General features: G+C 69.7%; 20 protein-coding genes and 1 tRNA gene. 7 read left to right on the forward strand and 14 right to left on the reverse strand.

What is annotated here, in order from left to right; translation table 11 throughout:
* The first annotated feature begins 2 nt into the window (after nt 1-2).
* Nucleotides 3-839 (forward strand): DUF1684 domain-containing protein, encoded by an 837-nt coding sequence (locus ABD716_RS13165; RefSeq protein ID WP_344777609.1) that lies wholly within the window; start codon nt 3-5, stop codon nt 837-839.
* 6 nt (nt 840-845) lie between these two features.
* On the opposite strand, the gene ABD716_RS13170 is transcribed toward ABD716_RS13165, so the two are convergent.
* The 3 genes from ABD716_RS13170 to ABD716_RS13180 are packed head-to-tail and all read right to left on the reverse strand — an operon-like array spanning nt 846 to nt 4989.
* Entirely contained in the window at nt 846-3665 is a 2820-nt protein-coding gene (locus tag ABD716_RS13170; protein ID WP_344777611.1) for an FtsX-like permease family protein, read from the reverse strand.
* A complete protein-coding gene (locus ABD716_RS13175; RefSeq protein ID WP_425553483.1) occupies nt 3662-4354 on the reverse strand; it encodes an ABC transporter ATP-binding protein in 693 nt (230 codons plus the stop codon). The genes ABD716_RS13170 and ABD716_RS13175 overlap by 4 nt, the downstream gene beginning before the upstream one ends.
* A 32-nt stretch (nt 4355-4386) precedes the next feature.
* A complete protein-coding gene (locus tag ABD716_RS13180) occupies nt 4387-4989 on the reverse strand; it encodes a PadR family transcriptional regulator (RefSeq protein WP_344777615.1) in 603 nt (200 codons plus the stop codon).
* Nucleotides 4990-5154: 165 nt separating this feature from the next.
* Between ABD716_RS13180 and ABD716_RS13185 the strand changes: the two genes are divergently transcribed.
* Nucleotides 5155-5682, forward strand: a complete 528-nt coding sequence (locus ABD716_RS13185; RefSeq protein WP_344777617.1) for a DUF3145 domain-containing protein — start codon at nt 5155-5157, stop codon at nt 5680-5682.
* Nucleotides 5683-5692: 10 nt separating this feature from the next.
* Here the strand turns inward: ABD716_RS13185 and ABD716_RS13190 are convergent, their stop codons facing one another.
* From ABD716_RS13190 to aceE, 6 genes are all read right to left on the reverse strand, one after another.
* The gene (locus ABD716_RS13190; protein WP_344778408.1) at nt 5693-6934 is read right to left on the reverse strand and encodes a beta-ketoacyl-[acyl-carrier-protein] synthase family protein; all 1242 of its coding nucleotides are present in this window, start codon (nt 6932-6934) and stop codon (nt 5693-5695) included.
* A 108-nt stretch (nt 6935-7042) separates the two neighbouring features.
* Nucleotides 7043-7291, reverse strand: a complete 249-nt coding sequence (locus ABD716_RS13195) for an acyl carrier protein (protein WP_022880924.1) — start codon at nt 7289-7291, stop codon at nt 7043-7045.
* Nucleotides 7292-7374: 83 nt separating this feature from the next.
* Nucleotides 7375-8373: a beta-ketoacyl-ACP synthase III gene (locus tag ABD716_RS13200; RefSeq protein ID WP_344777621.1), complete on the reverse strand. Its 999-nt coding sequence runs from the start codon at nt 8371-8373 to the stop codon at nt 7375-7377.
* Nucleotides 8373-9287, reverse strand: a complete 915-nt coding sequence (locus tag ABD716_RS13205; protein ID WP_344778410.1) for an ACP S-malonyltransferase — start codon at nt 9285-9287, stop codon at nt 8373-8375. The genes ABD716_RS13200 and ABD716_RS13205 overlap by 1 nt, the downstream gene beginning before the upstream one ends.
* A gap of 81 nt (nt 9288-9368) precedes the next feature.
* Nucleotides 9369-10580: a PucR family transcriptional regulator gene (locus ABD716_RS13210; RefSeq protein WP_344777623.1), complete on the reverse strand. Its 1212-nt coding sequence runs from the start codon at nt 10578-10580 to the stop codon at nt 9369-9371.
* Nucleotide 10581: 1 nt separating this feature from the next.
* Nucleotides 10582-13314: a pyruvate dehydrogenase (acetyl-transferring), homodimeric type gene (gene aceE, locus ABD716_RS13215; protein ID WP_344777625.1), complete on the reverse strand. Its 2733-nt coding sequence runs from the start codon at nt 13312-13314 to the stop codon at nt 10582-10584.
* A gap of 138 nt (nt 13315-13452) precedes the next feature.
* On the opposite strand from aceE, the gene ABD716_RS13220 reads away from it, so the two are divergent.
* Together ABD716_RS13220 and ABD716_RS13225 are read left to right on the forward strand one after the other, a co-directional pair.
* Nucleotides 13453-13935, forward strand: a complete 483-nt coding sequence (locus ABD716_RS13220) for a peroxiredoxin (RefSeq protein ID WP_344777627.1) — start codon at nt 13453-13455, stop codon at nt 13933-13935.
* Complete coding sequence (locus ABD716_RS13225; RefSeq protein ID WP_344777629.1) at nt 13932-14462, forward strand: hypothetical protein; 531 nt, start codon at nt 13932-13934, stop codon at nt 14460-14462. The genes ABD716_RS13220 and ABD716_RS13225 overlap by 4 nt, the downstream gene beginning before the upstream one ends.
* 9 nt (nt 14463-14471) lie before the next feature.
* On the opposite strand, the gene ABD716_RS13230 is transcribed toward ABD716_RS13225, so the two are convergent.
* Nucleotides 14472-14759 carry a Fe-S cluster assembly protein HesB gene (locus ABD716_RS13230; protein WP_344777631.1) on the reverse strand — a complete coding sequence of 96 codons (288 nt, stop codon included), beginning with the start codon at nt 14757-14759 and terminating at the stop codon, nt 14472-14474.
* 113 nt (nt 14760-14872) lie between these two features.
* Between ABD716_RS13230 and ABD716_RS13235 the strand changes: the two genes are divergently transcribed.
* Together ABD716_RS13235 and ABD716_RS13240 are read left to right on the forward strand one after the other, a co-directional pair.
* Entirely contained in the window at nt 14873-15229 is a 357-nt protein-coding gene (locus ABD716_RS13235) for a TraR/DksA family transcriptional regulator (protein WP_344777633.1), read from the forward strand.
* A gap of 22 nt (nt 15230-15251) precedes the next feature.
* Nucleotides 15252-15324, forward strand: a tRNA-Val gene (locus ABD716_RS13240).
* Here the strand turns inward: ABD716_RS13240 and ABD716_RS16385 are convergent.
* From ABD716_RS16385 to ABD716_RS13255, 4 genes are all read right to left on the reverse strand, one after another.
* Nucleotides 15284-16054 carry a HEAT repeat domain-containing protein gene (locus ABD716_RS16385; protein ID WP_425553484.1) on the reverse strand — a complete coding sequence of 257 codons (771 nt, stop codon included), beginning with the start codon at nt 16052-16054 and terminating at the stop codon, nt 15284-15286. The two genes, ABD716_RS13240 and ABD716_RS16385, sit on opposite strands and share 41 nt — an antisense overlap.
* A gap of 3 nt (nt 16055-16057) precedes the next feature.
* Nucleotides 16058-16927: a universal stress protein gene (locus ABD716_RS13245; protein ID WP_344777635.1), complete on the reverse strand. Its 870-nt coding sequence runs from the start codon at nt 16925-16927 to the stop codon at nt 16058-16060.
* Nucleotides 16928-17078: 151 nt separating this feature from the next.
* Complete coding sequence (locus ABD716_RS13250; protein ID WP_344777637.1) at nt 17079-17600, reverse strand: dihydrofolate reductase; 522 nt, start codon at nt 17598-17600, stop codon at nt 17079-17081.
* Nucleotides 17597-18358: a thymidylate synthase gene (locus ABD716_RS13255; protein WP_344778412.1), complete on the reverse strand. Its 762-nt coding sequence runs from the start codon at nt 18356-18358 to the stop codon at nt 17597-17599. The genes ABD716_RS13250 and ABD716_RS13255 overlap by 4 nt, the downstream gene beginning before the upstream one ends.
* 142 nt (nt 18359-18500) lie before the next feature.
* Between ABD716_RS13255 and ABD716_RS13260 the strand changes: the two genes are divergently transcribed.
* Nucleotides 18501-19319: a hypothetical protein gene (locus tag ABD716_RS13260; RefSeq protein ID WP_344777639.1), complete on the forward strand. Its 819-nt coding sequence runs from the start codon at nt 18501-18503 to the stop codon at nt 19317-19319.
* Nucleotides 19320-19329 lie beyond the last annotated feature (10 nt).

A 19329-nucleotide genomic window follows, 5' to 3' on the forward strand; every position in this document is an offset into this window, starting at 1 on the left:
CCATGACTGACACCCTCACCGCCGCCGAGCGCCTGGCCACCTTCCGCAGCCGCCGCGAGGAGTCGGTGAAACAGCCGCAGGGCAGTCTCGCTCTCGTCAACACGCAGTGGATCACGGGCGACCCAGAGGCCGCACAGACGGTGTACGGCGTGCCGGGCACGTACTACCCGCTGCCCGCGGGCGAAAAGGGTCTTCGCCTCGTCGCGACGGCTGCTGACGGCATCCGCGTCGACGGCGAGCTCGTCGACGGCGAAGTGATCATCTCGGCCAAAGACGGCGAGAAGGCGAGTTCCATCGTCTTCGACGACCACACGACGGGCACCGTCATCGTGAACGAGGCCGGAACGGAATACGCACTGCGCATCTGGGACGCGGAAGCAGACGATCTCGTGAACTTCGGGGGCATCGACGCCTATGACTACAACCCCGACTGGGTCATCACGGCCCAGTTCACGCCGGTCGAGGGCCTCTCGGTCGGGTTCGAGCACATCAAGGACGAGGGCGAGCGGGACACCGCCATCCCCGGTGAGATCACCTTCGAGAAGGACGGCGTGGCATACAACCTCGCCGCCTTCAAGTCGGGCCGGGCGCTGCAGCTCGTGTTCGCCGACGCGACGAGCGGCGACGAGACCTACTCGGTCGGCCGCTTCCTGTTCGTCGCGCCGAACCCCGACGGCACGATCACCCTCGACTTCAACCTCGCGGTGCTGCCGCCGTGCGCCTTCAGCTACCAGTTCAACTGCCCGCTGCCGCCGAAGCAGAACCGCTTCCAGGTTCCGATCCGCGCCGGCGAGAAGAACGCGCTCAACAAGAGCGGCGAGCTGCTGCACGAGTTCTAGAGGCGCTCAGGCGATGGCCGCGCGCCGCGTCTTGTCCGCGGTGGGGCGCCCGCTCACGACCCAGAATCCGATGGCGATGGTCGCGGCCAGTCCGACGGTGCCGAGCGCGACCTGCGTCCACGGCATGGCGAAGATCTGGCCGGGAGCCAGGCCGAACGCGGCATAGACGGTGAGCGTGGCCGTCAGCGCACCCAGGACCGCTCCCGAGCCGACGATGATCAGCGCCTGCCAGAACGCGATCGTTCGCCGCGTTCGAGGCGGCGCTCCGATCGCCTCGAATGCGGCGGCATCGCGAGCGCCGTCCTGCCGTGCCAGGCTCAGTGCGACCACGGCCGCAGCAAGCGCGATCAGTGAGCTCGCCGCCAGGGCGACCCAGAGGTAAGCAGGCGACGTCGAGCTCGGGCCGGTCTGCACGCCCGCGCCGAACGCATCATTGTTGCTGGCATTGATCACGTCGACTGCCGCGCGGAGTGCATCCTGCTGCGCCTGCGTCGGTGAGGACTTCAGGGTGGCGAGCAGCGTGGTGGGAACGGCGTCGATCCCGAGCCGCTGCGCGGCACTGGGGGAGAGGATCGCCCCGAACCCCAGCGGGTGCGCCGTGCGTTCGTACACGGCCGGAACCGCTGCGGACGTCGCAGGTGCCGCGAGCACGCTGACCTTCATCAGTTCATCGCGCTTCTGCGCGGAGTACCAGCCGATGGTCAGCTGACCGTCGTGGACGAACGCGCGGTGCAGGGAGACAGCGCCTCCTCCGCGCAAAGCGGCCACCGCAGCCTTGCTCGGCGTATGCCCCAGAATCTGGGCGAGTTCGCGAGGACCGCCGACCACAAGCAGCGGCGCGTCGTCGAAAGACAGACCGTAGCTTGCGACCGGATCGTTGCATCGCCAGTCCTTCGAGCCGCTGTCGGACGCGACGTAGCCCTGGACGGTCTCCGGGCACCGGTCTGCGGCGGCCGCCAGGGGAACCGCGTACAGTCCCGTCTCCGCCGTCTCGCCCGAACGTGCGGGCTCGGGCGCTGAGGAGATGAGAACGGGTCTTGTGACCGCCAGCGTTCGCTCGAGGGCCGCGGCGAGCTCGTCCGCGTGTGCGCCCAGACCCTCACTCTGCGGGGCAGCGCCGGCCACATACGCCACTGCCTGCTGGTCGCCGATGTCCCATTGGTACCGCGAGCGATCGGCGGCGTCGGTCGAGGCCAGGGTTCCCATGACGAACACAGCGAGGAAGCTCGTGGGCATGATCGCGGCGATCGCCGGAACCGCGCGGGAGCGATTGCGCGCAAGGTCTCGGCTCGCCAGGCGCGGTGCAGCACCTAGACGTCGCGCCGCTGAACCGATGCCGGCGAGAATGAGGCTCGACATCATGATCAGACCGAACTGCATGACGATCACGCCCGCCGTGATGCCGTAGTGCAGGGCGGCCAGGACGCGTGAGGCGTGCTGCTCGAGCAGGGTGTGGCCGTCGGAGGTGTGGAAGTCGCCACTCGTGATGATCGCGGCGGTCACTCCGCAGCCGAGCGCGAGAGCGGCCCCGGCGAGCGCGACGATCACCCCGAGCACAGGGCGTCGCCGGCTCGCGCGGCCGGGTCGGGTGGCGCCGCGCAGTGAGCTGACCACGTCCATGCGCGCGACAGTCACCGCGGGGATCACCGCGGCGCTGAACCCGATCAGCGCGGCGGCGAGCACCATAAGCGCGTGCACCCACCAGATCAGGTGGTAACCCGGGTAGTGCGCAGCGCTGCCGTCTGCCGTCAGCCGCAGATAGAGCGAACCCGCGCCGACACCCGCTGCGCTCCCGACGAATCCGCCCACCAGGCCGAGAGCGGCTCCGGTCAGGCTGACGACACCGATCAGCGTTCCACGCGATCCGCCGGCGCTCGCGACGATGGCAAGCACGCGCTGACGCTGCTTCGCGCCGATGAAGAAGGCCGACCCAGCGAGTAGGATCACCTCGAACGCGCCGAATGCGAGGGCAAGCCCCAGCATGAGCCACAGACTCCCATTGCTCGACTGGATCGTGTTCGGCCAATCGAGCCCGTAGCGCGCCGCCAGCGATCGGGAGAGCACGATGTAGCCGGCATGGTTCAGCGTCTTCGCCTGAGTGGCGTCGACGTCGAGGTCTGGCAGGTAGTACGAGTACGACCCGGCTGCCGGCACGGCCGCTGTCCCGTCGAGCGCACCGTCGCGCAGGAACAGCTCTGGAACGCTGCGGGCGACGCGGGTGTCGTCGATGAGCCCGGTGATCGTGTAGTCGCCAGTGATCGGGCTGTTCAGATGCACCGCGTCGCCGACCCGTGTATCAAGTCTCGTGAGCGCCGCCGGGGTGACCATGAGCTCGTGATCGTTCGCGGGTGCCCGACCTGAGGTGACCGTGAACCGCCCTCTCAGACTGTGGTCCCATGCAGGTCCGACAGTCGCTGCGAGATCGGCGACGCCGGCCTTGGAGTCCGCCTCGACGGTCGTGTCGGCGAGTCGCAGCACGCGCGTGCCGGCCGGCAACGCGCTCGTGATGGGGGCATTCGAGGCATCGGGGTTCTGATGCAGCGGGGTGCCGTCGCTGTCCTCGTCGACCTGCCAGCTCTGCGAGCCGGGCGGAGTCTGACGCATCGACGAGTCCGGCGCATTCACGAGCTGGGCGCGGCTTCCGGTATGGCCCAGTGCTGCGTCCAGCGCTTCGGCAGTGGTCGCACTGCGCGAGTCGATGACGAGGGCGACGCCCGAGTAACCGAGCATGGGCAGCGCGATCAGCGCCGCGATCAGCACGGCCTGCGCGCGGGTGAGCACGGTGCCGCGCCGCGCAAGGCGCCACACCAGCGCAAGCGCGCTCACACGTGCCGCCCGCCGCCGACGAGCAGCTGCTCGGGCGTCTCGCGACGCGTGCCGTCGGTGATGCGCCCGTCGCGCAGGAACACGATGCGATCGGCCCACGCCGCATGGCGGGGATCATGGGTCACGAGGATGCCGCCCGCTCCGGCGTCGATGCGCCGGCGCAGCATCCGCATCACCAGCTCGCCCGTCGTCGAATCGAGCGCTCCGGTGGGCTCGTCGGCCAGGATCAGGCGCCGCGGCCCGACGACCGCGCGGGCGATGGCCACGCGCTGCTGCTGCCCACCGGAAAGGTCGTCGGGGTAGGCATCCGCTCGCTCGTCCAGCTCAACCGCACGCAGCGCGTCGTGCCCGGCGGACCGCGCTTTCACCCCGCGCCAGCCGTCCAGCTCGAGCGGCAGCGTCACGTTCTCGAGCGCGGTGAGCGATGGCACCAGGTTGAAGTCCTGGAAGACGAAGCCGAGCGTGCGGCGCCGCAGCTGCGCGATCCCCTTGGCCGGCAGCGTCGACAGATAGGTGCCGCCGACCACGACCTCGCCCGCGGTCGGCGTGGTGAGGCCGCCCGCGATCGTGAGCAGGGTCGACTTCCCTGAGCCGGACGCGCCCATCACGGCCACGAGTTCGCCCACGTTGACCTCGAGATCGATGCCCGAGAGCGCGGTGACGGACGCCTCGCCTTTGCCGTATTGCATGGCGACTCCGTCGAGCCGCAGCAGGGGAGTGGTCACGGCTGCACCGCCTTCGCCGGGCGGCCGCGTTTCGGCACCTCGGTGTTGAGCGGCAGCGGCCCGGCGACGCCGGCGGCGACCGCGCGAGCGAGGCGCCCCTCGGCGTGGTCGAGCCAGCGCAGCTCGCCGTCTGCCTGGAAGATCTGCGCGTCGACCAGCAGCAGGTAGGCGAGGTCTTCGGGCGATGTCGGCTCATCGATCGCGTCCTTGGTGCGCGTCAGGTCGCGCAGCAGCGCGAGCGTCGCCCGGCGCTGCACCTGGATCACGTCGGCGAGCTCGACGCCCGGCAGAGTGGCTGCGACCGCCAGCTTGATCGCCAGCTCGTCGCGGGCCGCGGCCTGACGTTCGACGGGGGAGGACAGCCACGACGAGACGGCCTCGTGACCGGCATCCGTGATCTCGTAATAGGCGCGGCCCTCGCGATCGGACTCGCCCTTGGCGACGAGCCCGTCGCGCTCGAGGCGCTCGAGCGTCTGATAGATCTGGCCGACGTTGAGCGGCCATGTGCCGCCCGTGCGGCGGTCGAACTCGGCGCGCAACTGGTACCCGTAGCACGGGCCCTGGTCGAGGATGGCGAGCAGGCTCTGGCGAACTGACATGGGGTATGTATATACCGAGTAATTGCATACCCACAATGCCGACACGCGCCGCGCACGAATTACGCGCTTGGAATTCGTTCCCGTGCTATGTGAGAATGCCCATGTCGACAGCGACGCCGTTCATCGGTCGGAGGGGAAGCCGCACCGGAACGAACGGAGGACGCGATGTCGGCCACAACTGCAAAGGCCAGCACTGCAAGGGCCAGGGGAGTGCTTTTCGTGCACTCCTCTCCTCGTGCGCTCTGCCCCCACCTCGAGTGGGCGGCGGGCCGCGTGCTCGGTCGTGCCGTGAACTTCGACTGGGCCCCGCAGCCCGTGCTGCGCGGAACCCTGCGCGCCGAGTTCTACTGGGAGGGCGACACCGGCACAGGTGCCGCACTTGCGAGCGCGTTCCACGGCTGGGAAGACGTCCGCTACGAGGTCACGCAGGATCCCACGGCCTCGAGCGACGGCGCGCGCTACCTGCACACGCCGTCGCTCGGCATCCACTTCGCGCAGACCGACACGGCCGGCAACGTCGTGATCCCCGAGGACCGCATGCGGTACGCCATGGAGGTCGCGGGCAGCGACGTCCTCGCGCTGCACCGCGAGCTCCACGCCGCGCTCGGCCAGCCGTGGGACGACGAGCTCGAGCCGTTCCGGCACGCGAGCGACGACAACCCGGTGGTCTGGCTGCACTCTTTCGCGGGGTGACCCGCGCGGCTCAGACCGTCTTGAAGGCGACGACCGCGTTGTGGCCGCCGAAGCCGAACGAGTTGCTCACCGCGGCGAGATCGCCGTCCCCCAGAGGGCGCGGCGCCGTCACGACGTCGAGGGCGATGTCGGGGTCCTGGTTCTCGAGGTTGATCGTCGGCGGAGCGGTGCGCTCGTGCAGCGCAAGCACCGTGAACATCGCCTCGAGCGCTCCGGTGCCGCCGAGCAGGTGCCCGGTCGACGCCTTCGTCGCGCTGACGGCGACGCTGTCGAGGTGGTCGCCGAAGATCGCGCGCAGCGCCTTGTACTCGGCGATGTCGCCGACGCCGGTCGACGTCGCGTGGGCGTTCACGTGGGCGATGTCGGATGCTGCAAGGCCGGCCTGCTCCAGGGCGAGGTTCGTCGCCCGGGTCGCACCGAGACCCTCGGGGTCGGGTGCGGTGATGTGGTACGAGTCGCTCGTGATGCCGCCGCCCGCGACCTCGGCGTAGATCTTCGCCCCGCGGGCCTTCGCATGCTCCTCGGTCTCGAGGATCAGCGCCGCGGCACCCTCGCCCATCACGAAACCGTCGCGGTCCCTGTCATAGGGGCGCGAGGCGCGCGCCGGGTCGTCGTTGCGCTTCGAGAGCGCCTGCATGCTCGCGAAGGCGGCGACCGTGATCGGGTGGATGCACGACTCGGAGCCGCCCGTGATGACGATGTCGGCGAGGCCGGCCTGCAGGTGGTCGTAGGCGTTGGCGAGCGACTCGGTGCTCGACGCGCACGCCGAGACGACGGTGCGAGCGCCGGCGCGCGCATTGAGGTTCATCGACACGGCGGCTGCGGGGCTGTTCGGCATGATCATCGGAACCGTCATCGGCAGCACGCGGCGGGGGCCGCGGTCGCGCAGCGTGTCCCACGCGTCGAGCAGGGTCCACACCCCGCCGATGCCGGTCGCCCAGTCGACGAGCAGGCGGTCGGGGTCGAAGTCTTCGATCGCGGCATCCGCCCACGCCTCGCGCGCCGCGATCAGCGCGAACTGCGCCGCCGGGTCCAGGCGCTTCAGCTCGACGCGCTCCATCACCTCTGACGGGCGGACGAGCGCCTCGGCCGCGAAGGTCACCGGGATCTCGTACTGCGACACCCAGTCGTGTTGGAAACTGCGGGCACCGGATTCACCGGCGAGCAGTGCCTTCCACGTGTCCTGGGCGGTGCCGCCGAGCGGCGTGGTCGCGCCGATACCGGTGACGACGATCTTCTTGGGTCCCACGATGTTCCTTTACTGCGTTCCTGCGTGCTTCTGACGTGCGACGGGCGCAAACGTACGACGCGGTCGACTCTGACGTCAGTCAGACGCCGACCGCGTGCGACGTGAGAAGTCTCAGGCCTGAGCCTTGACGATGTAGTCGACGGCGTCGCCGACGGTCTTGAGGTTCTTCACCTCGTCGTCGGGGATCTTGACGTCGAACTTGTCCTCGGCGTTCACGACGATGGTCATCATCGAGATCGAGTCGATGTCGAGGTCGTCGGTGAAGGACTTGTCCAGCTGAACGGAGTCGGTGGCGATGCCGGTCTCGTCGTTGATCAGCTCGGCCAGGCCGGCCAGGACTTCTTCGGTGGACAGTGCCATATGGGTTCTCCTTGATGTGTCGTGTGACCGCTCACCAGTGTAGTTAATGGGCAGAGTGCGAGCGGCCGGTGGGGCGGTGGAAGCTAGGGCAGGACGACCACCTGGGCTGCATAGGCCAGGCCGGCGCCGAAGCCGATCTGCAGGGCGAGGCCGCCCGACAGCTCGGGGTGCTCCGCGAGCACGCGGTGCGTCGCGAGCGGGATGCTCGCCGCGCTGGTGTTCCCCGTGGTCGCGATGTCGCGTGCGATCACGACGTGGTCGGGCAGCCCCAGCTGGGTCGCGAACTCGTCGATGATGCGCATGTTCGCCTGGTGCGGAATGAAGGCCGCGAGATCGGATGCCTCGACTCCGGCGACCTCGAGGGCGCGGCGCGCCGCCTTCGCCATCTCCCAGACGGCCCAGCGGAACACGCTCGGCCCCTCCTGGCGAAGATGCGGCCAGCCTGCGGTGCCGTCCCGGAACGCGAGCAGCGTATTGCTCATGCCGACGGTGTCGGCGCGCGAGCCGTCGGAGCCCCACACCGTCGCCGAGATCCCGGGTGCATCGCTCGGGCCGACCACCGCGGCGCCGGCCCCGTCTGCCAGCAGGAAGGAGATCGAGCGGTCGGTGGGGTCGATGATGTCGGAGAGCTTCTCGGCGCCGACGACCAGGACATACCTGGCCGCCCCGGCGCGGATGAGCGCGTCGGCTTGCGCGATGCCGTAGGCATAGCCCGCGCACGCCGCGCTGAGGTCGTATGCCGCAGCCGGGGTCGCCCCGATTCGATCGGCCAGCACGGCCGCCATCGAGGGCGTCTGCACGGGGTTGCTGATCGTCGCGACGAGCACCGCGCCGAGCTCGGATGCCGGCACACCGCTCTTCTCGATCGCCTCGCGGGCGGCATCCGTCGCGAGATCGATCGCCTGCACGTCGCGTGACGCGCGCACGCGCGTCTCGATGCCGGTGCGCTGCCTGATCCACTCGTCGGACGAGTTGATCGGGCCGACGATGTCGGCGTTCGGCACGACGAGGTCGCCGCGCGCGGCGCCGATGGCGAGGATGCGCGTGAACTGCGCGCCCGTCGCCTGGGTGAGCGTCGGCATCAGGCCGTTCCGGCCGTCAGCTCGGCGGCGACCGCGATGTCGTCGGGGGTCTTGATGGCGACGGCGGGAACGCCCTTCAGCCCGCGCTTGGCAAGGCCCACAAGAGCACCCGCCGGCGCGAACTCGACGAGTCCGGTGACGCCGGCCGCCGCGAACGCCTCCATGTCGAGGTCCCAGCGCACGGGGTTCGCGACCTGGCCGACGACGAGGTCGATGAACTGCGCGCCCGAGGCGACGACGGAGCCGTCCTTGTTCGTCCACAGCGTGATCGCCGGGTCCGAGACCGTGAAGCCCGACGCCTTCTCGCGCAGCGCCTCGCGCGCGGGGGCCATGAAGCGCGTGTGGAAGGCGCCTGCGACCTGAAGGGGCACGACGCGGGTGCCGCGCAGCGGATCCTCTGAGAGCCTGGCGAGCGCGTCGAGCTCACCCGCGACCACGATCTGACCCCCGCCGTTGTAGTTCGCCGGTTCGAGGCCGAAGGCGCTGATGTGCTCGACGACGGCGTCGGGGTCGCCCCCGAGAACAGCGCTCATTCCGGTGGGAACCGCGGCTGCGGCATCCGCCATCGCCAGCGCGCGGGTGCGCACGAAGGCGAGCGCGTCCGCCTCGCTGAGCACGCCCGCGACGGCCGCCGCGGTCACCTCGCCGACCGAGTGGCCCGCGACGGCGCCGATCTCGACGCCGGCGGCGCGCAGCGCGCGGGCGGTGAGCAGCCCCGCGGCGACGATGAGCGGCTGCGCGATCGCGGTGTCGCGGATCGTGTCAGCGTCGCTCACGGTGCCGTGCGCGATCAGGTCGACGCCGATCGCCTCGGACCAGCCGGCGACCAGCTCACGCGTGGCCGGGTCGGCGATCCAGGGCTCGAGGAAACCGGGGGTCTGAGAGCCCTGACCGGGCGCGACGAAGACGATCACGCGTTCCATCCTGCCAAGCCGAGGGGATGCCCCGCTGGCGCGACTCGATCAAGAAATCGAGAATGCTTTGGCGATCGTCTACTAACGCAACCCGCGTCGGCGGCTGTTCGCGTCCGGTTCCGCGATCGCCCCGATGATCAGGGCCGACTGCAGGATGAGAGCCTCGCGCGCCCCGGTGGCGTCCCAGCCGATCACGTCGCCGACGCGCTTGAGGCGGTACCGCACCGTGTTCGGGTGCACGAACAGCTCACGTGCGGTCGCCTCGAGGCTGCGGCCGTTGTCGAGGTAGCTCCACAGCGTATTGAGCAGTTCGGGGGAGTGCGCCTTGAGCGGCTGATAGATGCGCCCCACGAGCGTCGAGCGCGCGAGCGGGTCGCCCGCGAAGGCGCGCTCGGGAAGCAGGTCGTCGGCGTGCACGGGGCGCGGGCAGTTGCGCCACGCCTTCGCCACGGCGAAGCCGGCGAGTGCTGCCTTCGCGCTCTTCGACGCGTCCACGATGCTCGGCACCGCGTGGCCGAGCACGAGGTAGCCGGGGCCGAAGTTCGGCTCGAGCTGGGTCGCGATCTCGAGGAACCCGATGGGGGCGGGGGCCGAGGCCGCCTCGTCGTCCTCGCTGTGCTGCGGGATACCGGCGCGGCCGATCACGACGACGAGCCGGCTGCCCTGTACGCCGATCAGCACGTCGGCGCGCACGTGTCGCGCCGTGCGGCGGATCTGGTCGACGTCGAGCATCCGCGGTGCGGTGCCGACGAGCACGGCGACCTCGCCATGGCCGTGCCAGCCGAGGGCGGCGATACGGCTCGGCAGTTCGTCGTCGTACTCGCCGGTGAGGATCGAGTCGACGACGAGCGCTTCGAGGCGCGCGTCCCACAGACCGCGCGACTCGGCAGCTCGCGCATAGACATCCGCCGAGGCGAACGCGATCTCGCGCGAGTAGATCAGGATCGCGTCGCGCAGGATCTCGCCGCCGTCCTTGGCGCGGTCCTCGACGACCGAGACCACGACGCGGATCAGCTGCAGGGTCTGCTGCAGGCTGATCGACCGCAGCAGCTCACGCGGCGCCGAGCCGAACACGTCAGAAGCGACCCAGGGCGTCGCCGTCGGGTCCTCGAACCAGTCGATGAACGACGTGATGCCGGCCTGTGCCACGAGCCCGACGGCCGAGCGCCGGCCGGGAGGCATCTGGCTGAACCAGGGCAGCGTGTCCTCGAGCCGCTTCAGCGTCGCGCTGGAGAGCTCGCCCGAGATCTTGCGAAGCCAGGCGAGCGTCTCCTCCTTGGTGCGGCGAACCACCCTAGGCGTCACCGCCGGCGTTGCCCGAGGTACCCGCGTTGACGTTGAACAGGTCGTAGCGCTGGATCGCCTGGAGCGGCGCGGACGGGTCGATCTTGCCCTCGGCAGCGAGCTGCTCGAGCGCGCGGACCACGACCGAGTGGCTGTCGATGTAGAAGAACCGGCGGGCGGCGGCGCGCGTGTCGGCGAAGCCGAAGTCGTCGGCCCCGAGCGTCGCGAAGCGGTTCGGCACGAACTGGCGAATCTGGTCGGGCACCGCGTGGGTGAAGTCGGTGACGGCCACGATCGGGCCCTCGGCCCCGGCGAGCTTCTGGGTGACATACGGCACCTGCGCGGGCTCTTCGGGGTGGAGGAAGTTGTGCTCCTCGGCCTTGAGGCCGTCGCGCCGCAGCTCGTTCCAGCTGGTCACCGACCACACGTCGGCCGAGACGTTCCACTCGTCCGCGAGGATCTGCTGCGCCTCGAGCGCCCACGGCATGGCGACACCGGATGCCAGCAGCTGCGCCTTCACGGGCTTGTCGGCCGCGCCCTCGCGCAGCTTGTAGATGCCCTTCACCACGCCGTCGACGTCGAGATTCTCGGGCTCGGCCGGCTGCACGATGGGCTCGTTGTACACGGTGAGGTAGTACATGACGTCGGGGTCGGGGTGCGTTCCGCCGTACATGCGCTCGAGACCCGAGCGGACGATGTGGCCGATCTCATAGCCGTATGCCGGGTCGTAGCTCACGACGGCGGGGTTGGTCGCCGCGATCATCGGCGAGTGGCCGTCCATATGCTGCGTGCCCTCGCCCGTGAGCGTGGTGCGGCCCGCGGTGGCACCGATGACGAAGCCGCGCGCGAGCTGGTCGCCCGCCGCCCAGAAGGCGTCCGCGGTGCGCTGGAACCCGAACATCGAATAGAAGATGTACACCGGCACGAGCGGCTCGCCGTGCGTGGCGTACGAGGTGCCGAACGCGGTGAATGCCGCGGTGGCACCCGCCTCGTTGATGCCCACGTGGTACAGCTGGCCCTGCGGGCTCTCCTTGTAGGACAGCAGCAGCTCGCGGTCGACCGAGGTGTAGTGCTGGCCGCGCGGGTTGTAGATCTTCGCGTTCGGGAAGAACGCGTCCATGCCGAAGGTGCGCGCCTCGTCGGGGATGATCGGCACGATGCGCGGGCCCCAGTTCTTGTCGCGCAGCAGGTCCTTGAGCAGGCGCACGAACGCCATCGTGGTGGCGACCTCCTGCTGGCCCGAGCCGCGCTTCGAGATGGCGTATGCCTTGTCGTCGGGCAGCTCGAGCTGCACGTACTTCGAGCGTCGCTCGGGCAGGTAGCCGCCCAGGGCGCGCCGCCGCTCGTGCAGGTACTGGATCGCCTCGTCGTCGGGGCCCGGGTTGTAGTACGGCGGCAGCCAGTGGTCGCCCTCGTTCAGCTGCGCATCGGTCAGCGGGATGTCGAGGGTGTCGCGGAAGAGCTTCAGGTCCTCGAGGGTGAGCTTCTTCATCTGGTGGGTCGCGTTGCGGCCCTCGAAGTGCGGCCCGAGGCCGTAGCCCTTGATCGTGTGGGCGAGGATGACGGTCGGCTGGCCCTTGTGCTCGACGGCCGCCTTGTACGCGGAGTAGATCTTCCGGTAGTCGTGCCCGCCTCGCTTGAGCGCCCAGACCTGGTCGTCGGTGTAGTCCTTGACCAGTTCGAGCGCGCGCGGGTCGCGGCCGAAGAAGTTCTCGCGCACGTAGGCGCCGTTCTCGGCCTTGAAGGTCTGGAAGTCGCCGTCGGGCGTGGTGTTGAACAGGTTCAGCAGCGCGCCCTCGGTGTCGCGGGCGATCAGGTCGTCCCACTCGCGACCCCAGATGAGCTTGATGACGTTCCAGCCGGCGCCGCGGAAGTAGCTCTCGAGCTCCTGGATGATCTTGCCGTTGCCGCGCACAGGGCCGTCGAGACGCTGCAGGTTGCAGTTCACGACGAAGGTCAGGTTGTCGAGGCCCTCATTGGCCGCGAGCTGCAGCTGACCGCGCGATTCGATCTCGTCCATCTCGCCATCGCCGAGGAACGCCCACACGTGCGAGTCGGCCGTGTCTTTGATACCCCGGTTCGCGAGGTAGCGGTTGAAGGACGCCTGGTAGATCGCGTTGATCGGCCCGAGGCCCATCGACACGGTCGGGAACTGCCAGAAGTCGCGCAGCATGCGCGGGTGCGGGTACGACGGCAGGCCGTGCGGGGCGCGCGACTTCTCCTGCCGGAATCCGTCGAGCTGCTGCTCGGTGAGGCGCCCCTCGAGGAAGGCGCGCGCATAGGCGCCCGGGCTCGAGTGCCCCTGCAGGAACAGCTGGTCGCCGCCGGACGGGTCGTCCTGCCCGCGGAAGAAGTGGTTGAAGCCCACCTCCCACAGGGAGGCGTACGAGGCATAGCTCGAGATGTGGCCGCCGACCGCGACGCCCGGGCGCTGGGCGCGGTGCACCATGATGGCCGCGTTCCAGCGCAGCCAGCGGCGATAGCGGCGCTCGATGTCCTCATCGCCGGGGAACTCGGGCTCGTCTTCGGCCGAGATGGTGTTGATGTAGTCGGTGGCGGGGATCTGCGGCACACCGAGGTGGAGCTCCTTGGAGCGGCCGAGCAGGCTGACCATGATCTCGCGCGCCCGCTCGGGCCCGGCGCTCTTCACCAGTTCGTCGAGTGACTCACGCCATTCCGCGGTCTCCTCGGGGTCCGAATCGACGTTCGTCACCGAATACGGATCCTGGTGGTTAACAGTCACTTCGACCTCTTCCTTGTGCCGGTCAGTACCTGTGTCGGGCGCACGGTTGTCGGATCACGACACAGCGCCGACGATCAGCCTAGTAGTGCGCGCGACGTGCTGGCGCCCACGGTGCGAGCTGCGCATAGGCTTACGCGCATGGCTTTGGAGAATGACACCCAGGCCCCCGATTTCGAGTTGCCGAACCAGTTCGGCGAGCCGATCCGCTTGAGCGATTTCCGCGGCAGGAAGGCGGTCGCGCTCGTCTTCTTCCCGCTCGCGTTCTCGGGAACGTGCACGGGGGAGTTGTGCGAGCTGCGCGACAATCTCGCGCTCTTCGCCGATGCCGATGTCGAGCTCATCGGCGTCTCCGTCGATTCGAAGTGGGCGCTGCGCGCATGGGCGGAGGAGCAGGGCTACGGGTTCCACCTGCTGGCCGATTTCTGGCCGCACGGCGCCGTGGCGAAGGACTACGGGGTCTTCCTCGACGAGAACGGCTTCGCCAACCGCGCCACCTTCGTCATCGACGAGCAGGGCGTGATCCGCGCGAGCTTCATCTCGGCCCCCGGCGAGGCGCGGCCGCTCGAGGCATACCGCAGCGCCGTCGAGCAACTCGCAGCGCGCCGCGCCCTCGGCGCGTGAGCTACGAGGCTGCCGAGCGCGTCACGGAGTACCAGGCGCGCCGCATCGAACTGGACACCAACGCGCGCTTCGAGGCGATCGTCGCCGCCTTCGAGGGCGCCGTCCCCGAGCTCACGGATGCCGCGGCCCTCGCCCGCCTCGCGGAAGACGGCGACTGGCAGAGCTTCACGCGCGACCTCGCATGGGAGTCGCCGAGCGGATTCGTGCGGGTCTGGTCCTCACGCCCCGGCGAGCTGCTGAGCGCGGCCGGCAGCAGACGGCCGAGTGCGGTATGGCTGATCGTCAACCACGCGATCGGCGCCCGGCTTTTCCGCCACGATCCGACGACGGCGCTCTACAGCCCGCTGCGTGTCGAGGCGCACGCGGCGGCCGGCGCAGGCACCGTGCTCGCGTTCGACGTGCCGAGCGCCCGACTGCGCAGCTTCGGAACGAACAAGGTCACCCAGGCCGGTGCCGAACTGGACCGGGCTCTGGGTGACCTTGTCGAAGACCTCGGGCTGCCGAGGCCGAGCGCGCTGCGGCGCTAGCTCGTCGGGCTACACGGCTTGCTCGGCGATGGAGAAGCGAACATTGCCCTGCTCGCTGACATCGGCATCGAGGATCTTGTCGTCGAGCGAGATCGCGGCATTGGACTCGAGGAAGACGCGTGCGCCGTCCACCTCGAGAACGGTGTCGGCCGCGGCCGGCTGAGGCGCGACCTCCACGGCGTATTCGCGGGATTCCGGGGTGGCGCTGCTGATGCGCAGGCCCGCCTCTTCGCTGGTTCCACCGCGCGAGGCGAGGGACTTGACGACGGTGCTGGCGTTTTCAGTCAGGGTGAGCATTGCGCTTCCTTCCACTGGCGTTCAGGAGTGAGCCACGTTTCCGAATCGACCGGCGCGCCTCAACCCCATTCGGGGGACATTGCGGAGATTGCCAGGGTCGAGAATGGCTCGAGATGACTGATCTCGAAGACGTCGAGCGGATGCTGCGCGAGCGGCTCGCGCAGGCGAAGGCGCGCGAGTCCGGACTCGCCGACGCGCTGGCCGAACTCGGGGCGATTCGCGACGCGAACACCGACGACGAGCACGACCCGGACGGGGCGCCGGTCTCGGGTGAGTGGTCGCGCCTCGCGGGCATCCGCTACGACACGCAGGCCGACATCGCTGCGACCGAGGCCGCGCTCGCACGCGTCGCCGACGGCAGCTACGGCATGTGCGCGAGCTGCGGCCGCCCGATCGCGCCCGCGCGGCTCGAGGCCCGGCCGACGGCCGAGCTCTGCATCGCGTGCGCCGAGCGCGCGAGCCGCCGCTGACCGCCCGTAGACTCGTTCTGAGGGGCCTTTAGCTCAGTTGGTAGAGCACTGCGTTTACACCGCAGGTGTCGTCGGTTCGAGCCCGGCAGGGCCCACGTCTTCGTCTTTGTGGAGACTCAGTACTCTCTTGAGCCGCGCCTTCGTGAGGTTCTCGCTCACGATCCAGGCGATGTCGGCGTCGCTTGCAGCGCGCGCCTCGAGCTCGCGCCAGAGAGCGAGCCCACGTTCCGGCGCTGCCGCGATCGCGACGCTCCAGCAGTAGCCCAGCGCCTGCCGCAGGGTGCGCACGTCGTCGTGGCGGCGCTGCTCGAACGGCACGGTCTGCAGGTGCTCGGTCGCCCGACGACAGGCGTCGAGAGCCACCTCCGCCATGCGCGGCGTGCGCAGCAGCCGCGGCTCGCAGATCCCGGCGACGGCCGCGCGCACCACGCGCGACGACCCTGCGAGGAATCCGTCGACCAGCGTCAGCAGCAGCTCGGGGGACGCGTCGCCCACGCGCTGCAGGGCCATCGCGACGCCCTCGCGCACGCGCCAGTTGTCGTCCACCGCGAGTTCGGTGAGCCGCTCGAGCACGGCAGCGTCGCCCGGCCGCTCGAGGTAGAGCCGCCCGAGAGCGGCGGCCCCGCACAGCCTGCGGAATTCGTCGGGCGACCCCGTCAGCTGCCAGACGATCTCCTCGGGGGCGACGTCGGCGAAGGCATCCACCAGCGTCAGGTTCGCGCGGGGCCCCGGCAGCCAGGAGTTCTCGTCGAGGTACGTGAGCAGATGCAGCGGCTTGTGCCGCATCGAGACGAGATCGTCCTGAGCATCCGTTCGTGCCGTCATGAGCTACTTCTGCGGCACGACGATCGTGGGGCCCTCGAGGTTGAGTACGACGGTGTGGCTGACCGAGCCGAGGAAGAAGCGCTGGATGCCGCGCGACGAACGCGTGCCGACCACGAGCAGCGAGCCGCGCGCCGCCTGGTCCAGCAGCCCCCAGGGTGCCAGCCCGTGGACCAGCTTCTTCGTGATGACGAGCTCGGGCCAATCGTCGCCGAACTGCGCCACCGATTCGTCGAGCACGTCCTGGTGCACCTTCTGCAGCGATTCGAGGAAGCCGTCGTCGGGCGGCAGGTAGGCGTCCTGCCACGGCGTGGGCTCCTGCCAGACGTGCACGACGACGAGCTCCTCGCCCCCGCGCGCGAGCGCGATCCGGGCGGCGACGCGCGCGGCGGCGAGCGACGCCGGCGTGCCGTCAACGCCGACGACCACCCCGTCGCCGAGCTCGCTGTCGCCGTGCGGGATCAGGGCGACGGGCCCTTTCGCGCGCGCCGCGAGCCGCGCACCGAACGAGAACGCGTAGCGCAGCGAGAGACCGCGCCGTCGGTCGGTGCCGACGACCACGAGCCTTTCGGGGCTGGTGAGCCCGGCGAGAACCTGCGGCGGGTCGCCTTCCACGAGCCGCGTCGAGACGGTGATCGAGGGATGCTTCGCCCGCACGCCGTCGGCGACGGCGGCCGCATCGCTCTCGATCTTCGCGCGCGTCTCGTCGTCGTAACTCTTCTTCGCATCGAGCACCGTCAGCAAGGTGAGGGGAGCAGCGAGCCGGTCGATGCGCTGCAGCACCCACTCCAGTGCCGCATCGGCGGACTCGGCGGGCTTCCAGCCCAGAACGACCTCATCGACCTCGTAAACGCGCTTCCCCGCAGCATCGGACATGTCGTCACTCAACCGCCGTGCGCCGATCTCGTCAAGGTGTCTGAGATACTGGGGACATGGTCGAAGCAGTGCTCTGGTCCGTCGTCGGTGTCATCGCCCTGGCCGGGGTCGTCATCGGCATCGCCGCCGCGGTGTCCCTCGGTTCCTCCGCCTACCGCAAGTAGCTGACGAAGCGGTAGCGCAGCCCCTCGGGGCTCATGCTCCAGCCCGATTCGGGCTCGGCGGATGCCTGCCGCCACTGTTCCCCGACCGGGGGCGCGAATGCGTCGCCCGGCGCATCGAGATCGATCTCGGTGACCTCCAAGCGATCCGCCCGCTCGATCATCTGCGCGTAGAGCTGAGCGCCGCCGATGCACCACGCCTGTTTGGCGGGGTCGGCGGTGGCGAGAGCCTCGTCGACGGAGTGCACGACGCGGGCGCCCTGCGCCTCGAACCCGCGGCTGTGGGTCACGACGATGTTGTCGCGGCCGGGCAGCGGGCGCACGCGCTCGGGCAGGGACTCCCACGTCTTGCGGCCCATGATGACCGTGCCGCCCATGGTGAGCTGTTTGAAGCGCCGCTGCTCGCCGGGTATGTGCCACGGGATGTCGCCATCGCCGCCGATCACGCCCGTCGTCGTCTGCGCCCAGATCACGGCGATCGGCGCGGCTGCGCCGGCTGCCGCCCGGGTCACACTGCGACCGCGGCGCGGATCGCCGGGTGGTGCTGGTAGTCGACGACCTCGAAGTCCTCGTAGCTGTAGTCGAAGATCGAGTCCGGCTTCCGGTTCAGCTTCAGGGTGGGGTACGGGAACGGGTCACGGCGCAGCTGCTCGGTGACCTGCTCGACGTGGTTGTCGTAGATGTGGCAATCACCGCCTGTCCAGACGAAGTCGCCGAGCTCGAGACCCGTCTGCTGCGCGACCATGTGTGTGAGCAGGGCGTAGCTCGCGATGTTGAACGGCACCCCGAGGAAGAGGTCGGCACTGCGCTGATAGAGCTGGCAGCTGAGCTTCCCGTCGGCGACGTAGAACTGGAACAGCGCGTGGCACGGCATGAGCGCCATCTGATCCAGCTCGGCGACGTTCCACGCGCTCACGATGATGCGGCGCGAATCCGGGTTGGTCTTCAGCTGCTCGATGACCTGTGCGATCTGGTCGATGTGGCGACCATCGGGGGTCGGCCAGGACCGCCACTGCACGCCGTACACGGGGCCGAGCTCGCCTGAGGCATCCGCCCACTCGTCCCAGATGGTGACTCCGTTGTCGCGCAGCCACTGCACATTGCTCTCGCCGCGCAGGAACCAGAGCAGCTCATAGGCGATGGACTTGAAGTGCACGCGCTTGGTGGTGATCAGGGGGAAGCCCTGCGCGAGATCGAAGCGCAGCTGGCGACCGAACACGCTGCGGGTGCCGGTGCCGGTGCGATCGCTCTTGCGGGCCCCGGTCGCCATGACGTCGCGGAGCAGGTCTTCGTACGGAGTCTCGATCAGCGCGCTCACGACACCCAGGGTACGGCGCGGAGCGCCAGGTCGGTCACCGTGCGCACGCCGGGACGCTCGGGTCGCTCGGAGGCCGTGCCGATAGGCTGGTCACGTGCAAAAAGGCGGCAACGGGGACGGCGTGTCGCACTCCGGCGACAGCGACATGGACGACGACGCCCTCGCCGCCGCCATGGAGCGCCACTTCGCCCCCTTCGCGTCCGGCGATCGCAGCGTGCCGGTGCCGATCCCGCATGACGCCCCGGACGAGGACGCAGAACTCGACGTCGAGACCGACGCACCGCCGGAATCCGACGACCCCGAGGTCACCGCCATCACCCGCAGGCTCGATCGCACGGGCGACACCCTCGGCGCGATCACCGAGCTCGAGCATCTTCTGATCGAGCGCACCGGGCAGATCCCCGTCGTGACGCCCGAGCTGCTCGCAGCCCACGCCGCGCGCCTCGCCGCGGCCGAACCGCCCGCGAGCGATGGCGAGGAAGCCGGTGCGGATGCCATCGACTGGTCGATCCGCACCGAACCGCCGCTCGACCCAGCACCTGGTTTCAGCGAGTGGGTCGACCCGCAGGCCACCGCGGCCGCGTTCGACCCGCAGCCGGCCGTCGAGTTCACGGATGTCTCGACGAAGGTGTTCGCCGTCTTCTCGGCCGACCGCGCCGAGGCGGACCGGCCCGCGCCACAGCCCGACACAGCATCCGCCCCCGAGATCGCGCCGACGCCGACAGCCGCCGAGGACGACGATCTCGAGGGCATCGACGACCTTGCGCCCGAAGCTGCACCCGTGCCACCGAGCGTTCCCGTCGCATCGCCGATCGCGGCGACGCCGGAGGCCGAGGAACCGGCCGAGCCCGAGCCCCAGCCCGAGCAGGAGCCGCCGCGCCGACGCCGGCTCTGGCCCTTCGGCCGCCGGTAGGCTGGCTGGC

The sequence above is a fragment of the Gryllotalpicola kribbensis genome (genome assembly GCF_039538245.1).
In the GTDB taxonomy this organism is placed as follows: domain Bacteria; phylum Actinomycetota; class Actinomycetes; order Actinomycetales; family Microbacteriaceae; genus Gryllotalpicola; species Gryllotalpicola kribbensis.

Bases quoted from the DNA above. Each gene is read 5' to 3' on its own strand.
- ABD716_RS13165 (WP_344777609.1), top strand. From the start codon at position 3: ATGACTGACACCCTCACCGCCGCCGAGCGCCTGGCCACCTTCCGCAGC.
- ABD716_RS13175 (WP_425553483.1), bottom strand. From the start codon at position 4,354: ATGCAATACGGCAAAGGCGAGGCGTCCGTCACCGCGCTCTCGGGCATC.
- ABD716_RS13180 (WP_344777615.1), bottom strand. From the start codon at position 4,989: ATGTCAGTTCGCCAGAGCCTGCTCGCCATCCTCGACCAGGGCCCGTGC.
- ABD716_RS13185 (WP_344777617.1), top strand. From the start codon at position 5,155: ATGTCGGCCACAACTGCAAAGGCCAGCACTGCAAGGGCCAGGGGAGTG.
- ABD716_RS13195 (WP_022880924.1), bottom strand. From the start codon at position 7,291: ATGGCACTGTCCACCGAAGAAGTCCTGGCCGGCCTGGCCGAGCTGATC.
- ABD716_RS13200 (WP_344777621.1), bottom strand. From the start codon at position 8,373: ATGCCGACGCTCACCCAGGCGACGGGCGCGCAGTTCACGCGCATCCTC.
- ABD716_RS13220 (WP_344777627.1), top strand. From the start codon at position 13,453: ATGGCTTTGGAGAATGACACCCAGGCCCCCGATTTCGAGTTGCCGAAC.
- ABD716_RS13230 (WP_344777631.1), bottom strand. From the start codon at position 14,759: ATGCTCACCCTGACTGAAAACGCCAGCACCGTCGTCAAGTCCCTCGCC.
- ABD716_RS13235 (WP_344777633.1), top strand. From the start codon at position 14,873: ATGACTGATCTCGAAGACGTCGAGCGGATGCTGCGCGAGCGGCTCGCG.
- ABD716_RS16385 (WP_425553484.1), bottom strand. From the start codon at position 16,054: ATGACGGCACGAACGGATGCTCAGGACGATCTCGTCTCGATGCGGCAC.
- ABD716_RS13245 (WP_344777635.1), bottom strand. From the start codon at position 16,927: ATGTCCGATGCTGCGGGGAAGCGCGTTTACGAGGTCGATGAGGTCGTT.
- ABD716_RS13255 (WP_344778412.1), bottom strand. From the start codon at position 18,358: ATGGCGACCGGGGCCCGCAAGAGCGATCGCACCGGCACCGGCACCCGC.